The sequence below is a fragment of the Dactylosporangium sp. NPDC049140 genome, from assembly GCF_040648435.1.
Window position 1 is genome coordinate 65921 of record NZ_JBEZDS010000018.1, and the last position, 16836, is coordinate 82756.

Annotated in this window: 11 protein-coding genes and 1 pseudogene; 5 read left to right on the forward strand and 7 right to left on the reverse strand. The window is 73.4% G+C overall.

Annotation, left to right across the window (positions count from 1 at the left end; genetic code table 11):
* Positions 1–3 precede the first annotated feature (3 nt).
* Entirely contained in the window at positions 4–165 is a 162-nt protein-coding gene (locus tag AB0B76_RS27395) for a hypothetical protein (protein ID WP_360380720.1), read from the reverse strand.
* Between the two features lie 2 nt (positions 166–167).
* Between AB0B76_RS27395 and AB0B76_RS27400 the strand changes: the two genes are divergently transcribed.
* Positions 168–1664: a caspase family protein gene (locus tag AB0B76_RS27400; protein WP_360380726.1), complete on the forward strand. Its 1497-nt coding sequence runs from the start codon at positions 168–170 to the stop codon at positions 1662–1664.
* 9 nt (positions 1665–1673) lie between these two features.
* Positions 1674–2519, forward strand: coding sequence for a PIG-L deacetylase family protein (locus tag AB0B76_RS27405; RefSeq protein ID WP_360380728.1), 846 nt, complete (start codon positions 1674–1676; stop codon positions 2517–2519).
* Here AB0B76_RS27405 and AB0B76_RS27410 read toward each other — a convergent pair.
* Positions 2488–2643, reverse strand: a pseudogene (locus AB0B76_RS27410) (hypothetical protein); the annotation flags it as partial. The gene AB0B76_RS27405 and the pseudogene AB0B76_RS27410 sit on opposite strands and share 32 nt — an antisense overlap.
* 212 nt (positions 2644–2855) lie before the next feature.
* Between AB0B76_RS27410 and AB0B76_RS27415 the strand changes: the two are divergent.
* The 3 genes from AB0B76_RS27415 (at position 2856) to AB0B76_RS27425 (ending at position 9881) form a co-directional block, all read left to right on the forward strand.
* Positions 2856–3557: a hypothetical protein gene (locus AB0B76_RS27415; RefSeq protein ID WP_360380730.1), complete on the forward strand. Its 702-nt coding sequence runs from the start codon at positions 2856–2858 to the stop codon at positions 3555–3557.
* Entirely contained in the window at positions 3554–8311 is a 4758-nt protein-coding gene (locus AB0B76_RS27420; protein ID WP_360380732.1) for a carbohydrate-binding protein, read from the forward strand. Before AB0B76_RS27415 ends, AB0B76_RS27420 begins: the two co-directional genes overlap by 4 nt.
* Positions 8312–8534: 223 nt before the next feature.
* Complete coding sequence (locus AB0B76_RS27425) at positions 8535–9881, forward strand: DUF4407 domain-containing protein (RefSeq protein ID WP_360380734.1); 1347 nt, start codon at positions 8535–8537, stop codon at positions 9879–9881.
* A 55-nt stretch (positions 9882–9936) separates the two neighbouring features.
* On the opposite strand, the gene AB0B76_RS27430 is transcribed toward AB0B76_RS27425, so the two are convergent.
* From AB0B76_RS27430 to AB0B76_RS27450, 5 genes are read right to left on the reverse strand one after another with little or no spacing between them, the layout of a single operon-like run.
* Entirely contained in the window at positions 9937–12141 is a 2205-nt protein-coding gene (locus AB0B76_RS27430; RefSeq protein WP_360380736.1) for a hypothetical protein, read from the reverse strand.
* Positions 12138–13997, reverse strand: coding sequence for a hypothetical protein (locus AB0B76_RS27435; RefSeq protein ID WP_360380739.1), 1860 nt, complete (start codon positions 13995–13997; stop codon positions 12138–12140). The genes AB0B76_RS27430 and AB0B76_RS27435 overlap by 4 nt, the downstream gene beginning before the upstream one ends.
* Complete coding sequence (locus tag AB0B76_RS27440; RefSeq protein WP_360380741.1) at positions 13994–14293, reverse strand: hypothetical protein; 300 nt, start codon at positions 14291–14293, stop codon at positions 13994–13996. The genes AB0B76_RS27435 and AB0B76_RS27440 overlap by 4 nt, the downstream gene beginning before the upstream one ends.
* Complete coding sequence (locus tag AB0B76_RS27445; protein ID WP_360380743.1) at positions 14293–15672, reverse strand: hypothetical protein; 1380 nt, start codon at positions 15670–15672, stop codon at positions 14293–14295. Before AB0B76_RS27445 ends, AB0B76_RS27440 begins: the two co-directional genes overlap by 1 nt.
* The gene (locus AB0B76_RS27450; protein ID WP_360380746.1) at positions 15669–16646 is read right to left on the reverse strand and encodes a hypothetical protein; all 978 of its coding nucleotides are present in this window, start codon (positions 16644–16646) and stop codon (positions 15669–15671) included. Before AB0B76_RS27450 ends, AB0B76_RS27445 begins: the two co-directional genes overlap by 4 nt.
* Positions 16647–16836 lie beyond the last annotated feature (190 nt).

Genomic DNA, 16836 nt, shown 5'->3' on the forward strand with positions numbered 1-16836 from the left:
GCCTCATCCGAACACTCCCCAGTCGACCACGCCGGCCAGGCCTTCGGCATCGGGACTGCGCAACAGCGCGCGCAGCTGCGTACGGCACTCGCGGAAGGGCGCGGCGTTGAGGTCGAGCACGTGGAGCGCCTCGTCCCACAGCCGGTCGTCCCGGGCAGAAGTCAAGGGTGATTCTTGCCGGTACGGCCGAATATCGCGACATCGATCTGCCGCCGATCGGCGCGGTCAAAGCAAACATCGAGGCGCTTTACGACCTCTTGACCGATCCCGCGCGGAGCGACCTCACCAAGGCCCAGTGCGTGGCGCTGCACGATCCCGCCGATCCGGCCGCTCTGCTGTCGGCCCTGGACGCCGCCGCGGCGGAAGCCGAAGACCTGCTGCTCTTCTACTACGCCGGCCACGGCCTGGTCGACCCGGCCGGAACCGAGCTGCGGCTCGCGGTGCACACCACCGCGAGGAGCTCCTTCTGGACCGCCGTGCCGTTTCACGACGTCGCCGCCGTGCTGCAGCGCAGCGCGGCGCACGCGAAGGTCGTCATCCTGGACTGCTGCTACAGCGGACTCGCCCTGCAGAAGGTTCCCTACCTGCGCCGGCTCGGCCGCCTGAGCCCGGACGACCTCGACACGGACGGGCTGTTCGTGCTGACGGCGTCCGCCGCCGACTGGTTCGCCGCGAGCCCGGAGGGGAAACGCCACACCGCGTTCACCGGTGAACTGCTCGGGGTGCTGCGCGCGGGCGTGGCGAGCCAGGACCGGCTGCTGACCCTCGATGCGGTGTTCCCCGCGGTGCGGGCACGCCTGATCGCCGCGGGGCAGGCCGAGCCGCAGAAGGAGGACCGCAACACCGCGGGCCGGCTGGCCCTGGTGCGGAACGCGGCCTACCGCAAGGAGCCCGCGGCGCCGCCGCCGCGGGATCTGTCCCTGTGCCGCGCCCTCCTTGTGGGCACCGGCACCTACGACGATCCGGCGTTGCCGCCGCTGCCGTCGGCGCCGCGGGGCGCCGACGCCCTCGCCGGCCTGCTGTCCGACCCGCTCGTCTACGGCCTGCCGTCCGGCACCTGTGTGCGGCTCATCGACCCGCCGGGGGTGGACGACGTCCTGGCGGCGGTGCGCGAGATGGCGGACGCGGCGACGGACGAGCTCCTGCTGTACCTGGCCGGGCACGGAGTCCCGACGGCCGACGGCGAGGTCGGGTTCCCGGTGCGCGGCTCCCGGCCCGACCGGCCCCGGACGCTGGTCACCGCGAGCGACCTCAACGCCGCCCTGATCGGCACCCGGGCCCGCTCCACGGTGATCTTCGCCGACGCGTCGTTCTCCGGCCGGCTGGCCGAGTCGATGACGGGGGTCCGCAACACGACCATCCTGAGCTCGTCGGGCTCCCACCACCTGGCCCGGGTCGCGGGCGGGCACGGCGTCTTCACCGCCGGGCTGCTGCGGATCCTGCAACACGGTCTGCCCCACCGGCCGGAGCACCTGACGGTCTGCGACATCTTCGAGGGCCTCACGGCCGGGTCGTCCAGCGGTCCCTGCCACCTGTCGATCCTTCGCTCCCAGCGCACCTACTGCCTGTTCCAGAACCGTTCGAAAACGTACGATCCCCAAGCTCCCCATCCTGTCAGGGCGGGAGCCCAACTCAGGATTGACATGGAACGGCATTTCACGTGAGGTGTGGCCATGAAGGTCATGACCATCTACGCGCACCCCGCGGACACCATCACCAACTGTGGCGGGACCCTTGCCCGCCACGCCGATGCCGGTGACGAGATCGTCGCGCTGATCCTCACCCACGGCGGCCGCATCCACGCCAACCGGTACGCCGAGGAGTGGCGCAAGGACAACCCCGACGCGGCCATCGCCGGCGCCGGGCTGGACGAGATCGTCGCGTTCAAGAAGGGCGAGCTGGAGCGTGCCGCCGAGATCGTCGGCATCTCCCGGGTGGTCACGCTCGACCGCGACGACCGCGAGGCCGGCCTGCACGAGTCGCTTGTCGAGACGGTCGCCGAGCAGATCGCGGCCGAGCGCCCCGACGTCATCATCTGCGACTACCCGCAGAACCCGGTCATGGCGGCCAACACGCACACCGTGGCCACCACGACGGTCCTGGCCGCGCTCGGGCGCGCCGGGGCCTACCTGCGCAACCTCGACGGCCGGCCCGAGTACCACGTGAAGCAGGTCTTCCTCACCTCGCTGCCGGTGTACCCGATCGACGGGCTGAGCCTGTTCGGGGTGCGCAACGACGTGTTCGTCGACATCACGCCCGTCGTCGGGCGCAAGGTCGCGGCCATGGACTGCTTCGACAGCCAGGGGTACTCGGGCCTGTTCGCCCGCAAGCTCATCGAGTCGGCCAACGGCGAGGCCGGCCGCGCCGCCGGCGTCAACTTCGCCGAGGGCTTCTACCGGCTCTACAACGAGACCCACGGCACGCTGCCGCTGACCGCCGCCGCGCAGGCCGCCGACCCGCTGGTGCGGCATGTGGAGTACAGCCGGATCAGCCTGCGCGAGGCGTACCCCCTGCCGTGACGGCCGGCTCCCGGACCGGCGCGACGTCGTCGACCTGCAGGGTGCGCAGGTCGTCGACGTCCGGCGCCGCGATCGTGCGCAGCCGCCCGGCCTGGCGCGTCACGGCCGCGTCGAACACCTGCCGCGCGTAGCGGGCTGAAGCGGGAGCCGAACCCGGCGTTCGTGGCCAGGAACGCCTTGGATCGGTTCAAACACGACCGGCGGTATTCCTGATCATCGCTGTTCACGTCGACGTCGCCTGCTGCTTCCACACGACCGCGAGACTCGGCGCAGCCTGCTGCCAGCCCAATCCCGGAGTCGAACCCATTGGAGCCACTCGGACGCCGGCGGCGCCTCGTGGCGGCCGTCACTGCGGGCCTCGCCGCGGCCCTGCTCGCCGCCCCCGGCCCGGCGGCCGCGCACCCGTTCGGCGACCCCCAGACGGTCGCCATCGCCGTCGACGCGGCCCGGCCCGAGGTCGTGCACGTGCGCTGGAAGGTCGGCGGCCTCGACGACCTCGTGCTGCTCGGCGTCTCCCTCGGCCTGCTGCCCAGGGACCGGGTCATGCTCGACGGCGCCGTCTTCTACCGCGACAGCGACGCCGCCGCCATCGGCCCGTCCGACCGCTTCGCCGCGTACCTGCTCAAGCAGATCACCGTGGCCGGCGGCGGGAAGGCGTGCGCCGGCGCCGTCGAGCGCCCCGCCGACCTGGCGAAGAGCGGCGTGAGCATCGACTACACCTGCGCCGGGCCGGTCGGCACCGCCACCGTCGCGGTGCGCACGCTCACCGACCTCAACCCGGCCTACCAGACCCTGGCCACCGGCCCGCAGGGGGAGCGCACGGTGTACCGCCAGGGCGCCGACTCCCACGACTGGCCCCTCGGCCCCGGCCCGGCCGAACCGCAGCACCGGGGCCGCAGCGCCGCACTCCAGATCGGCCTCGTCGCCGGCGTGCTCCTGGCCGCCGCCGTCATCGCCGTCTTCATCACCCGGAGAACCGTCTTCATCACCCGGAGAACCGTCTTCATCACCCGGAGAATCCGCAAAGGAGCAGGATGAGGCACCACTTGCGGCGGCTGCTCGCCGTCGCGCTGGTCGGCGGGGCGATCGTCGCCGTCGAACCGGCCACGGCCCACGCCGAGCCGAGCCCGTCGACCGGCACGCCCGTGCTCAACCTGCGCGACGGGCAGACGCTCGAGGGCACCGTGCGGGTCGACGCCGAGCCGGCGGCCGAGAACGACTCGGTCGTCGCGCTGACGGTCGACGGTTCGCCGGTGGCCGCGCAGCCGACGGCGGGCACCGCGCACTTCGCCTTCGACATGGGCGGCAACGGTACCGAGGCGAGGTACCACAACTACATCACGGTGAACGAGCACACGGCGGCGGCCGACCGGGTCTACTTCCCCGACATCCCGGGCGGGCGCAACGGCACCCTCGACTTCCCCGGCGGGTGGCTGCACCCGGGCGCCAACACCGTCACCGTGCACGCCGGCGCCAACTGGGTCGACACCACCAACACCGCGGCCGCCGGGGTCGAGACCCTGCCCAACGGTGAGGGCCTGCGCTGCCCCAACTACGACGACTTCCCGCTGAGCAGCCTGAGCCTCAGCCTCATCGGCGTGGTCGCCGACGGCGAGCAGAACTCCTTCAGCTACAGCTTCGGCGACGGTACCTGTGGCAGCAGCCCGCACCTGCTCACCCAGGACCTGACGTTCGTCGTGTCCGGCACCCCCGGCGGCACCGCCGGCCTCGGCGCCGACCTCGACACCCGCGCCCTCGCGAACGGGCCGCACACGGTCGCCGCCACCACGAAGTCCGGCGCCACGGCCCGGGCCGCGGTCGCGGTGAACAACGCCCCGGCGGGCGCGCCGAAGATCACCCCGGCCGACGGGGCGCTCGTGCGCGGCGAGCGTCCGGTCATCGCCGCGCTCACCGGCGGTACCGGAAACGTCGAGTCCCTCGCCGTCGACGACCGGGCCGCCGAGAACGCCGAGACCCTGGCCGCCGGCACCGCGACCCTCGGGCTCACCGTCGAGGCCGGCAACTCGGCCGAGGCCAAGTACCACAACTACCTGCTCGTCAACGGCAACCGTGTCGACCTCGGCGGCGACTACGGCGTGGCCGGCCAGGAGACGGTGGCGCTGAAGTTCCCGAACCGCTTCCTGCACAACGGCGACAACGTCGTGCGCGTCAAGACGGGCGACTACAACGGCACCCTCAACGGCGCGACCTGCGCCAACCACGACGACTTCCGGATCGCCGCCTCCTCGGTGCTGCTCGCCCCGGGCTCCGCGGGCACGGTGACGAACGGCCCGGTGTACCTGTGGACGGGCGAGACCAGGACGGTGACGACCGACGCCTCGCTCGCGCTCGGCGACGGCACCTGCGGCCCGAACAAGGAGGCCGAGTTCCACTTCGACATCGCGGGCGCCCCGACCACGCGCACGATCGACACCCTGGCCGCGGCGGGCGACGCGCACCTGCGGGTCTTCGTCGGCGGCAACGGCGCCGACAACGGCTTCGACAACAAGGTGCTCATCAACGGCATCCCGCTCGACCTCGGCGTCTGGGAGAAGGAGGTCGCCGACCTCGCCTTCCCGAACGAGTGGCTGGTGCCCGGGGTCAACGTCGTCGAGTTCGTCGCCGGCAGCGACCACGGCAGCGCGACCGGCGGCTGCGACAACTACGACGACTTCACCCTGCGCGACTTCGCGCTGGCCCCGGCCACCGGCACCGCGACCCAGCTGACGAGGCTGACCGCCGGGAGCACCGTGACCATCGGCTCGGCGAGCTACCCCGCGGGCCAGCCGGTCACCGTGTACGTCGGCGACGGCACCTGCGGCAGCTCGTTCAACTCCACCCTCGACAAGACGGTCCTCTTCGACATCGCCGGCGCCCCGGCCGCGGGCCGCCGCGCCGACGTCGACACCACCAAGCTCGCCGACGGCAGGCACTCCATCGCGGCCGTCGTCGGCGACAAGACCTCGACCCGCGGCTTCACCGTCGACAACACCGCTCCCCAGGTCGCCCGGAGCGTCCCGGCCGAGGGCCAGCGGCTCACCGCCACCGTCGCGCTGCAGGTCGAGGTGGCCGACGCCACCGGCATCGCGGGCCAGCCGGTGATCACCCTCGACGGCAAGGCGGTCAGCCGGGGCGACCAGATCGGCCGCGGCCTGCCCGCCGGCGCGCACACCATCGCGGTCACGGCGGCCGACAACCTCGGCAACGCCGCCACCCGCGAGATCCACTTCACCAGCGCCAACATCCCGGACGTGCCGGCCGAGCTGACCGCGAGCGTCACGGGGACCGACCATCCGAGCGCGAACCTCTCGGCCAAGGTGCCGGGCGCGGCCGGGGTACCGCTGACCGCCACCTTCACCAAGGCCGACATGGTGCTGCCGACCGGCGGCTACCAGGGCACCGCGGCCGCCGTGCCGACCGCCCTGGACGTCGCCCACGACACCACCGTGGACGTGCGCTCGCTGCGGCCGCTCGACGGGCGCTCGCTCGCCACGCCGTCCGCGCGCGACGTGGTCTTCCAGCGGTACGACCTCGCCCTCGGCAGTGCCGCGAACCCGACGCTGCGCTGGGAGGGCACCATCGACCCCGAGCGGGTCGTGGCCCTGCGCGTGTGGAACCCCGCGGCCGCGCAGTGGGTCGTGCTCACCAGCGCCCGCGGCCAGGCCGAGCGCGGCACGGTCCTCGCGGCCCAGCTCGGCGACGGCTACCGCGACGGCGGCACCGTGCACGTCCTCGTCACCGGCGAGGACCCGTTCGCCGACGACCTCTCGCCCCGCGACGCCACCGCGCAGCAGGACAAGGACCACTTCGAGGACCCCGGCACCTACGACTTCGCCCTCGCGCACTTCACCGACACCCAGTACCTCACCGAGGGCGCGGCCGGCGGCACGTACGACGACTGGGACGGCCGGAGCGAGGCGGCCGACGTCGAGACCGCCGAGGAGCAGGCGATCTGGGCCGCGGCCTACCGCGACACGACCCAGTGGATCGCCGACAACCAGGCCGGGCGGAAGATCGCCTACACCGCGCACACCGGCGACGTCATCGAGAACGACTACTACGACCCGCTGGCGAAGAACGCCGACGGCTCGCTGCAGCGGCCCGGCCTGAACGAGGAGGTCGACAAGGAGCTGGCGCTCGCCTCCGGGTACCAGAAGATCCTCGACGACCACGGCGTGGTCAACCAGGTCATCGCCGGCAACCACGACGACCAGCTCGGCGCCGAGACCGGCCCCGACTCCCGGTTCAGCCGGACGTTCAGCGCCGGGCGCTACTACGACGTGGCCAAGTCCTGGCCGGCCGGGACCGAGTACCACGCCTGGGACGAGCAGAACGGCGCTGCGGGCGGCTTTTCTCCCGGGCATGACAACCAGAACAACTACGTGCTGTTCTCGGCGGGCGGGCTCGACTTCGTCGCCGTCGGCCTCTCCTACGGGGTCACGCCGCAGGAGGCCAAGTGGGCCGACTCGATCTTCAAGCGGTACAAGGACCGCAACGGCATCCTGCTCTCGCACGACTACCTGAAGCCGTCGACGAACCCGGACGGGCGCGGCGCGGACTTCTCGGCGCCGGACGGCTCCCCGCTGTACAAGCAGGTCGTGGAGGCCAACCCGAACGTCTTCCTGGTCCTGGCCGGCCACGAGCACGGCGTCGGCACCAACCTCAAGACCGGCGTCGGCGTGACCGTCGCCCACGACGTCGTCGAGCTGCTCGCGGACTACCAGTTCTACACGGTCCCGGCCGGCGAGCTGTGGCCGTCGCTCGTCGACGCGTCCGGCAACATCGACGTCAACGGCGACGGCACCGCCGACCACAAGGCCACCGACCGGCTGCAGTTCGGCGCGAGCTTCCTGCGCCTGCTGCAGTTCGACGTCAAGCGGGCGGAGATGCACATCGACACGTACTCGCCGTTCCTGCACAACTACGGCGCGACCGAGTACGACATCCGCCAGGACGGCAGCCAGACCAAGCCCCGGTACAACGGCGCGGAGGACAACCTGACCCTGCCGGTCGACCTCACCAGCCGCAAGACGTCCTTCGCCACCGACTCGCTGGCCGCCTACGTGCCCGCGGGCACGATCGGCACCGACGAGGTGACGGCGGGCGGCACGGCCACCGTGAGCTGGACCGGGCTCGCCCCGGCGACGTCGTACGCCTGGCTGGTCTCCGCGAGCAGCGCCGACGGCGGCGTGGCCGCGGCCCAGCCGGCCGTGTTCCGCACCGCGCGCGGGACCGTGTCCCTGGCGGCGACCTCGGCCCCGGTCAGCTGGGGCACGGCCGCGACCGTCACGGTCCGGGCCGACGCCGAGGGCCTCGCCGTCACCGGAACCGTCGAGCTGCGCGAGGGTGACAAGGTCCGGGGCAGCGCCGCCCTGGAGGGCAACCAGGCGGTCTTCAAGCTGCCGGCGGGCCTCGCGCCCGGCACCCACACGCTCCTGGCGACCTTCGCGGCCACCGACACGTTCGAGGCCGCGCAGGCGACGGTCGCGGTGACGGTGAACGCCCCGGCGGCGTGGAGCGCGGCGAAGGTGTACCTGGGCAACGAGCGGGTGACCTACGACGGGCGTGTGTACCAGGCGTCCTGGTGGACCCAGAACCAGAAGCCCGGCGACCCGAACGGCCCCTGGCAGGAGATCGCCCTGGCCGAGGACGGCACCGCGCTCTGGACCGCGTCGCGGATCTTCAACTCGGGCGATGTGGTGCTGTACAAGGACAAGCGGTACCGCGCCGCCTGGTGGACCCGCAACCAGGCGCCCGGCGACCCCAACGGCCCGTGGAAGCCGATCGGCTGAGCAGCAGCCGGAACGACCCATCCCTGCGGCCATTTCCGGCTGCAGGGATGGGCGACCGGGGTGGTGGAACGGACGGCCAGAGCCGACCGTTCGCAGAACGCGCCGGAACACCCCCCGCCCGTACCATCGAGGCATTCCCATCGCCTCGTGAAATCGGTGTCCAGCTGTGGCCGACGATGCCGTTGCGCGCCCCCGTGGCCGATTCCTGCTGCGTGTCGCAAACGTGAATCCGGACAGTGTCCGGTCGCATTCCGACCGGGTCCTGTACTCCGCGATCGGCGTATTCATCCTGCTGTACTTCGCCTACGCCACGGTGGGCGGCGCGGTATTCATCGACACCAGCGCCAACTACACCCACCCGTGGTGGCGGTGGCTGGTCGGGCCGCTGATCGCGTTCGCGGTCATCGCCTACGACCGCGCGGTCGTGGGCCGGGTCGCCACGAACTTCGAGGACCTCGAGAACGAGGACCCGAAGAAGCTGGTCAGGGGGCGGACCATCGGGCTGTACCTGGGCCGGTTCGTGCTCGCACTGCTCGTCGCGGTCGTCATCACCGAGCCTCTCATGCTGGACCGGTACCGCGGCGAGATCGACAACTACCTCAACGACAAGCACAACGTCGCCGCGGAACAGTCGCGCTCGGCCGGCGCCATCAAGGGCTACGAGGACGAGAAGGTCCGCATCGACGCCCAGAACACCGCCGACGACGACGCCGTGGCCAAGCTGACGAAGTCCGCGGCGGACAAGCGCGCCGAGGCGGCCGACATCTACAAGCAGGCCCTCGCCGACTCCCAGGGCGACGGCGTCACCCACAAGGGCGGCTGCCCCGCGGGCGGCTACTGCGACTCGCTCGTGAAGCGCTCGAACCAGCTGCGCGACGAGGCCAGCCGCCTCGACGGCGAGGCCGCGACCCTGCGCCAGCAGCAGCAGCCGGCCCGCGACACCCGCGCGGCGCGCAAGCGGGAGCTGGACGGCCTGATCGCCAAGGCCCAGGACGACAACCTGCAGGTGATCAAGGCGAACTCCGGCTTCGGGGCGCGCACCGCCGCCATGTGGCACCTCATCGCCTCGGACTTCCTCGGCGTCGGCGTGTTCTACCTCGGCACGGCGCTGCTGCTCATCGCGCTGGACTGCGCGGCGATCGGGCTGAAGCTGGTCTCGCACGGCAACGCCTACGAGCGCGCCGAGGCGCGCCAGGCCCGCGAGCAGGAGCTGATGTCGCGGGTGCGGCACAAGCGCAAGGTCGAGACGGTGCAGAAGGCGGAGGACGAGTACGGCGCCGTCGCCTCGGAGATCGTCACCGAGAGCATCCGCGGCGCCGCCGACGAGCGAAGACTCCGGCGCGAGGCGGCCCGCGAGGCGCGGGAGCAGCTGCGCACGACGCTGCACGACACCATGCACGTCGGCGCCGACGGCAAGGCGGCCCGCAACGGCCGCGACCGCCGGCGCGCCGAGCCGGCGTCGGCCTCGCCCTGGCCGGCGCCCGAGCAAGGCTTCGCCGACCCGGACGGCGACGACGACCCGGACACGACCGGCGACGACGGCCCGACCCGGGGCTGGGCGTACCGCTGACCCGCACGCACGGACCGGCCCCCGTTCTGCGGACGGGGGCCGTTCGGTGTGCGGGTCACTGCTCTTCGCTGATGACCAGCAGCTCGACGTCGTTGCGGCTCTTCTGGTCGGTCGCGATGGGCTGCTCGCCGATGACGTACCGCGCCTCGCCGAGCTCCGGCGGGCGCCGCTGGGTCAGCAGCTCCGCCAGCGCCGCCGCGTTCGCCTTGGCGGCCGCCGGGTCGGGCCCGGCCCCGGAGAGCACCACGTACACGACCCGCCGTCCGGGCGTCTTGGCCTGGAGCTGGCCCTGGATCTCGGCGACGGTCTCGTCCGGCTTGGTGCGGTCGAAGGTCACCCGGAACGGGGTCGCGGTCGCGGGGGAGGTGAGCCGCGGCTTGGACGGCGTGGTCGCCGTGACGGGAGCGGGCGTCGCCGACGGCCCGCCCGGTTGGCCGCCGTCCTCCTGACCGACCCAGATCGCGAGGCTGACCAGCGTGGCCGCCGCGCCGGCGAGGGCGACGCCCCACACCACCCGGCCGCGCCGGTCCACGTCCGCGCCGCCGGCCGGCCAGGACCACCGCCGCGGCCGGTCGTGCCCGGGCTCGCCGGTGGCCGGGGTGCCCGCCGACGCGTACACGGTGGACTTCGGCGCCTCGCCCGCCCGCTGCAACGACGAGGGCACCGGCTCCCGGTTGTTGGTGGCGCTGGCGACCGCCCGCTGGATCAGTTCCACGAGACGGGGGTCGCGCAGGCGGCCGCGCGACAGCAGATCGCTGACGGCCCCGAAGAGGACCTGCCGTACCGCCCGCCGCGGGGTCTGGTTCGCGCGCGCGGCGTTGTCGAACTCCAGCAGCCACTGCTCGGTCTGGCGGGTGTCGGCGCGCGCGACGAGGATCGGCCCGAGGCGGAGCAGGTCGCCGTCGTCGAGCGCGCTGCCGTCGGCGGAGCGCTGGGCGGCGGCGGCGACCAGGCCGGCCGCGGTGGCGGGCCCGAACCGCGTCATCTGCTCGAGCACGCGCCGGGCGAACCGCGGGCCCCGGGCGCGCAGCAGGTCCCGGGCGCGGATGGTGAAGCCCGGACCGTTGAGCTCGGCCACCACCAGGGGGGTCGGGTCCGTGTACAGGTCCTGGTGGTCCCACGGCGAGATGTCCAGCAGCCGCAGCCACGCATCCGGCGCGGTCAGGGTGCCGTCGACCCGGTGGCCGCGGATCAGGTCGGCCAGCGGGCCGGGCTCCGGCGTCGCCTCGCGCACGAGCGCGGCGGCGGCCTTGGTGTGCCCCGCCAGGGACCCGTCCAGGAGGTGGTCGAAGAGCGGGTTCAAGATCGCCTCGCGCAGGACCGGCTCCCGCAGGCCCCCGAGCGCGGTCAGGGCGGCCTGCTCGTGCCGGGCCGCCCACTGGGTGACCACGGCGGGGAACCGGGCGAGCTGGGTGCGCCCGTCGCGGTCGCGCAGCAGCGTGGGCACGTTCTCGGGGGTGGGCAGGACCCTCGTGGCGGCGGTGTGTTCGACCAGCGCGGCCAGCGACTCGACCGGCACGGCGAGCAGCTCGTGGTCGACCTCCAGCCGCACCGCCAGGCCCACGAGCAGCTCGAAGGCCGAGTGGTGGGTCGCCCCGGCCAGGCGCCGCTGCACCGCCTCCGCGCCTGGCGCCGCGGACCAGCGCACCCGGTCGATGACCCGTTCCAGCGGCGAGCCGGTCCGGAAGTCGGCCGGCAGGTCGGCGGTGACGAGGTTGGGGCGCGGCTCCTGCAGCGGGCACGTCGACCACGCGTAGGTGCTCGCGACCGCCCGGGGCAGCACGCTGAGCACGGCGAAGATGGTGACGGCGGCCTCGGCGGGGGACCCGGGCAGGCGCACGAGGGGCTGGCCGAGCAGCAGGCCGGTCAGCGCGCGGCGGACGGCGGCCTCGTCGGCGTGCCCGGCGGCCAGGGGCTCCTTGCCGCCGACCGCGGCGATGCCGTCGGTCCAGGCCTGGCCGGCCTCGAGGTCGAAGGGCAGGAACTGGAAGCGGCAGGTGCCGGCGACCCCGAACGGGCCGCCGCGGCCCTGCTCGGCGAAGCACCAGTACGGCCGCCGCCCGACGTGGACCGCCCGCAGGCTGTACACGGGGTGCTCCATCGTGGAGCGGACCGACGGCTGGGCGACCACGTCGTCGTCGATGAGCTGCGTCGCGGCGGCCCAGAACTCCGGCGCGGCGGAGGAGGCGGTGTCCGAGGTCCGCAGCGGGGCGAAGCCGCGGCCCTCGGCGTCGGCCCACGCGATGAGGGGCGGGTTCATGCCTGTGCCTTTCCGAGGGTGGCCAGCAGCAGCTGGCTCAGCGCCGCCGAGCGGTCCTGCAGCCGGGGGAAGGTGGCGTTGGACTCCAGGGGGCGCAGGCGGGGGTTGCCGGCGTCGTCGAAGGCGCGGGGGACGGTGCCGAGGGGTGAGGCGAGGAAGAACCGCAGGCGCAGCCACGGTTCACGCAGCAGCTTGTAGAACGTCCACTCGTGGCCGAGGCCGTAGGTGATGCCGCAGCCGAGGGCCGACATGACGACGTCGCGCAGCTGGGTGTGGCCGATGGCGTCGCGGCGCTGGGCGCGGTCGAGGTGGGCGCCGATGGAGGGGACCAGGATGGTGTACGGGTTGCAGGCCGGGTCGTCGCCGTCGGGGATGTCGATGTGGTCCTCGCGGCCCTCGTGCGCGAGGTTCCAGAAGTTCAGGGGCTCGGAGTAGTAGCGGATCAGCCCCTCGGCGACCTGCCGGCAGCGGGCCTCGCGGACCCGCTCGTCGACGGCCACGCCGGCCTGCAGGTACTGCAGCAGCGACGCCGCCGCGTGGTCGACGTGCACGGCGCCGTCGAGGTGGGCCCGGGTGAGCACGGCCAGGTAGCCGGCGACGCCGCGCAGCACCTCGCCGGGCTGGCCGAGGTGGTCGAGGTCCTTCTTGCGCAGCACGGCGTGCAGCAGGTCGCTCTTGGTGATCGCGACGAGCAGCTGGACGCCGGCGCCGGGGTCGGCCGCGACCTCGCCGTCGAGCAGGGTGAGCCGGCGGCCGATCTCGGTCTGGACGTGGTCGCGGCGGCTGCGGACCACGGCCTGGCCGGCGGCGTGCGTGGTACCGGGCCGGAGGCTGCCGTCCAGGACGTCGGTGTACGCGCTCTCCTCGGCCAGGCTGTCCTCGGTGAAGCGGTCCATCGAGGCCGATACCAGCGGGTCGATGACCCAGATCAGCGCGTCGTAGTCGCGCAGCTTCACCCGCTCGCGCGGCGAGCCGTCGTCGGGGTCGAACATCTCGCCGGGCAGGTCGGCCAGGCCGGTCCAGGTGCGCCGGGCGCGGCACTGGGTGCGCATCACCAGCGGCTGGCGGAAGCCCTTGCCCCACTCGGCGGCCCGGCGCTGCCCGTCGACCACGGTGCGGCGGATGACGTCCTGGATCGCGTCGAGCACCTCGGGCAGCTGCTCCTTGAGGATGCCCTCGGGCCGGCCCCAGCGGTCCATCATGGTCGGCTCGATCGCGTCGCCGACCGCGAGCGTCTGGGCGTACATCGTCGAGCGGCTGCGCATCGGGATCTGCTCCAGCGGGCTGAGCTGGTACTCGCGGATGCGCCCGTCGTCCTGGGCGGGCAGGAAGTTGTGCGGGTTGTCGAGGTTCTGGTGCATCGTGCGCAGCAGCAGGTACGTCTTGCCGCTGGCCGGCGCCCCGATCGCGGCGATCATGTTGTACTCGTCCACGTGGTGCTCCGCCCCGCTCACGCCGGGCCGGTCGAGCACGGGCGCGGAGTCGGGGAAGATGTGCCCGCCGCCGCACAGCAGGTAGACGTAGTCGATGTCCAGCTCGTTGAAGCGGGGGTCGGTGGAGCGCGGCATCGGGAAGTCGTGGCCGACGACCGAGAGCCGCCATGGGTACCGCCGCGACTGGGTCGCCATCGGCCCGACCTCGAGCCGGAAGCAGGGCGGGAAGGCGAACCGGCCGTTGTCGCTCATCACCGGGGCCGCGCCGAGGGCGGCGCCGCACGCCGGGCACGAGCGGCCGAAGCGGCGCAGCAGCTGGTGGTCGCCGCTCCTGCCTTTCTTCTCGCCGCCCTCGGGGGGCGCGGGGCGGCGCGGCCGGGGCGGCCACATCCGGGCGTACAGGTCCTGCAGGCGCGGCATCATCCGAACACCGCCCAGGCCAGCAGCAGCACCACGAACAGCGCGCCGAGCACCGCCAGCCCGGCCAGCAGCCCGGCCCGCACGCCCCACTCCCGGCCCGCCGCCCTGGCCGCCTCCAGGTAGTCGGTGAGGCGGCCCTCGACCGCCTCGACGGTCGCGGGCGGCGCGGCGGCGCCGGCGTTGAGCCAGTCGCCGAACCGGTGCCCGAGGCCCGTCAGCTCCGAGTCCGGGCCGCACGCCCGGCTGACCCGGCGGCGCAGGTGCTCCCGGCCGGGGAAGGGAAGATTTGCGAGCTCCATCAGCCGCCCATTCCGAATACGATCACGGCCAGCACGAGGACGGCGACGACGACTACGGCGCCGGCCGCCGCGCCGGACATCAAGGCGTTGCGCACCGCAAGCTCCCAGGCCCGCTCCTGGACGGCCTCGTAGCCGTGCCGGACCCGGGCCGGCAGCGGGCCGGGCAGGGCGAGCGCGGTGCGGCGGATGCCGTCCAGCTCGCGGCGCATCGACTCCGAGCGCGGCGCCTCCGGCCGGTCGCCGGGGCCGGGGCCCGGCGCGGGCCGGCGCACCACGCAGGCGCGCTCGGCGTTGATGAGGCTGTCCACCCACAGCAGCGCCGACCAGTCCGGGTGCTCGATCTCGCGGCCGAAGGGCTCCACCGCGGCCTCGATGAGCGGCTCCCAGCGCAGCTCGGCGGTGTTCTGCCAGCGCCGGCGCAGCGCCGCGCGGACCGCGTCGCGGTCGTCGGCGACCCGCCCGCCGTGCCCGGAGAGCAGCGTCTGCTCGACCCACTCGCGGCCGGCGAGGGTGCACAGCACGACCAGGGCGAAGCCGAACCGGTCGTGGGCCCGCAGCACCTGGTCGCTGCGCTTGCCCTGCGCCAGCCGGCCGTAGGCCCAGCGGCGGGTGTAGCGCAGCGACTCCGGCAGCGGGTACAGGCGCGTGGCGGCGTCGATGTCGATGAGCACGAAGCCGGCGGCGTTGGCGGTGTGGTACCGGCAGACGTTGTCCGGCTTGATGTCGCAGTGCACCATGCCGCGCCGGTGCAGCGCGTCCAGCCCGGCGCCCATGCCGAGGAAGTCCGGCAGCTGCTCGACGGCCGGCCGGGCCAGGAACGGCGCCCAGCTCAGCTGCTTCATCCAGGGGGAGACGGCGAGCAGGTACAGGTCGGGGCTCGGCACGCCGCCGTCGAACAGCCAGGTCGGGTACACCCCGCGCAACTGGCGCATGAGGTCCTCGGGGGCCAGCTCCAGCTCGGTCTGCACCGTGCCGTCGAGGATCTCCGTGCTGCCGTCGGTGTTGACGATGTGCACGGGCACTACCGCCCACGGCGGCTCGATCGGCGTGCGGTCCTCCTGGCCCGGCAGGTCGGCGTTGGCGCCCTGCACGTCCGAGGCCTGCTGGCGCAGGTAGGAGCGCAGCGCCTCGGTGTCGGTCCGGTTCGCGCAGCGGTAGATCTTGACGTGCCAGCGCTGCCAGTGCGAGGCCTGGCGGCTGTGCGCCTCGGTGTAGCGCACGCCGGTGCTGATCAGGCGCAGGCCGCCGGGGCTGCCGAGGGCGGGCACGTTGAAGTGCACCTCGCGCGGCTCGGCGGCGACCGGCGCGGCCACCACCAGCTCGGCATGCCAGCCGGAGCCCTTGAGCCTGACCACCAGTTCCGGCTCCTGCGGCGTCATCGAACCTCCGTGGTGATCAGCTTGTAGGTGACCTCGCCGGACCCGGCCCCGCCCCGGGCGGCCGACAGGCCGTAGGTGATCCGGCCGGCGGCGGCGAACGGCAGGGAGTGCCCGGGCGGCAGTGCCCGGCCGTCGACGCGCACCAGGTAGTCGCGGCGCTCGTTGCAGCGGTGCAGGCGGGTGGTGCCCGCGTGGTGGCGGATCAGCAGCAGCCGCCCGCGCGGTACCACGGCCGCGAAGTCGGGGATGCGGACCGTCGTGCCGATGGCCGGGCCCAGGCCGCGGCCGAAGGGGAGCCACTGGTCGGCGTCGGGCAGCAGGTACCGCCAGCGCCAGTCGCCGAACGCGAGGGTGAGCGCGACGGCCCGGGCGGCGAGCGGCGCCGACCCCGGTTCGTGGCCGCCCGGCATGCTCTTCAACCCCGGCGTTGTGCCCTTCAACCCCGGCATCGTGCCGGCGGCGACCGTGCCCGGCGTCGTCTCCACGCCGATCGTGTCCGGGCCGGGTGGGTTGAACATGGTGTCCGGGCCCGGCGCGCCCGGCATCGGGTGCGGTGGTCCGCCCGGCATCGTCTCCGTGTCGGGCGGGCCGGTGCCGGGGTCGGGCGGCGGCGGGTGGAGCACGATCCGGTAGCCGGGCGCGGCGATGCCGTCCTGGCGGTCGAACAGCACCCGGACCCGGGCGCCGGGCAGCCGTTCGCGCACGATCCGCGCGGCGAGCGTCCGGTAGAGGCCCGGCTCGACCGGCGGCGTGGCGGTGACGACCACCGCCCGGATCTGCGGCGGGCCGGCCCCGGAATCGGCCCGGACCGCGGCACAATAGGCGCCGAGCGACCGCTCGAGGGCCAGCAGCACGATCGAATCGAGCACGGCCCCGGAATTGTTCCGGTCGAATTCGGTCCCGCCCACGTTGGCCTCCGGCGACGGTGCGGCAACCGCGACGACGATGGTGCCCGGCGACGCATTCGCGCGCACCGGGCTCGAATTCACCGTAGGACAGAGCGCGGGTGGCCCGCATTCGCCGTTCAGGCGAGCCCCGAACCGGATCGGCGGGCGAATCCGGAAAACGGCCGGTGCCATTCCGAATGAAGGATTTCGCTGTATCGATATGCGCCGCTTGACAGCACCCACCCCGGTGACTTCGATGGGCGGACAGGCTCGGCGA

Coding starts and splice junctions, on each gene's coding strand:
- AB0B76_RS27405 (WP_360380728.1), top strand. CDS start 1,674: ATGAAGGTCATGACCATCTACGCGCACCCCGCGGACACCATCACCAAC.
- AB0B76_RS27420 (WP_360380732.1), top strand. CDS start 3,554: ATGAGGCACCACTTGCGGCGGCTGCTCGCCGTCGCGCTGGTCGGCGGG.
- AB0B76_RS27430 (WP_360380736.1), bottom strand. CDS start 12,141: ATGAACCCGCCCCTCATCGCGTGGGCCGACGCCGAGGGCCGCGGCTTC.
- AB0B76_RS27435 (WP_360380739.1), bottom strand. CDS start 13,997: ATGATGCCGCGCCTGCAGGACCTGTACGCCCGGATGTGGCCGCCCCGG.
- AB0B76_RS27440 (WP_360380741.1), bottom strand. CDS start 14,293: ATGGAGCTCGCAAATCTTCCCTTCCCCGGCCGGGAGCACCTGCGCCGC.
- AB0B76_RS27445 (WP_360380743.1), bottom strand. CDS start 15,672: ATGACGCCGCAGGAGCCGGAACTGGTGGTCAGGCTCAAGGGCTCCGGC.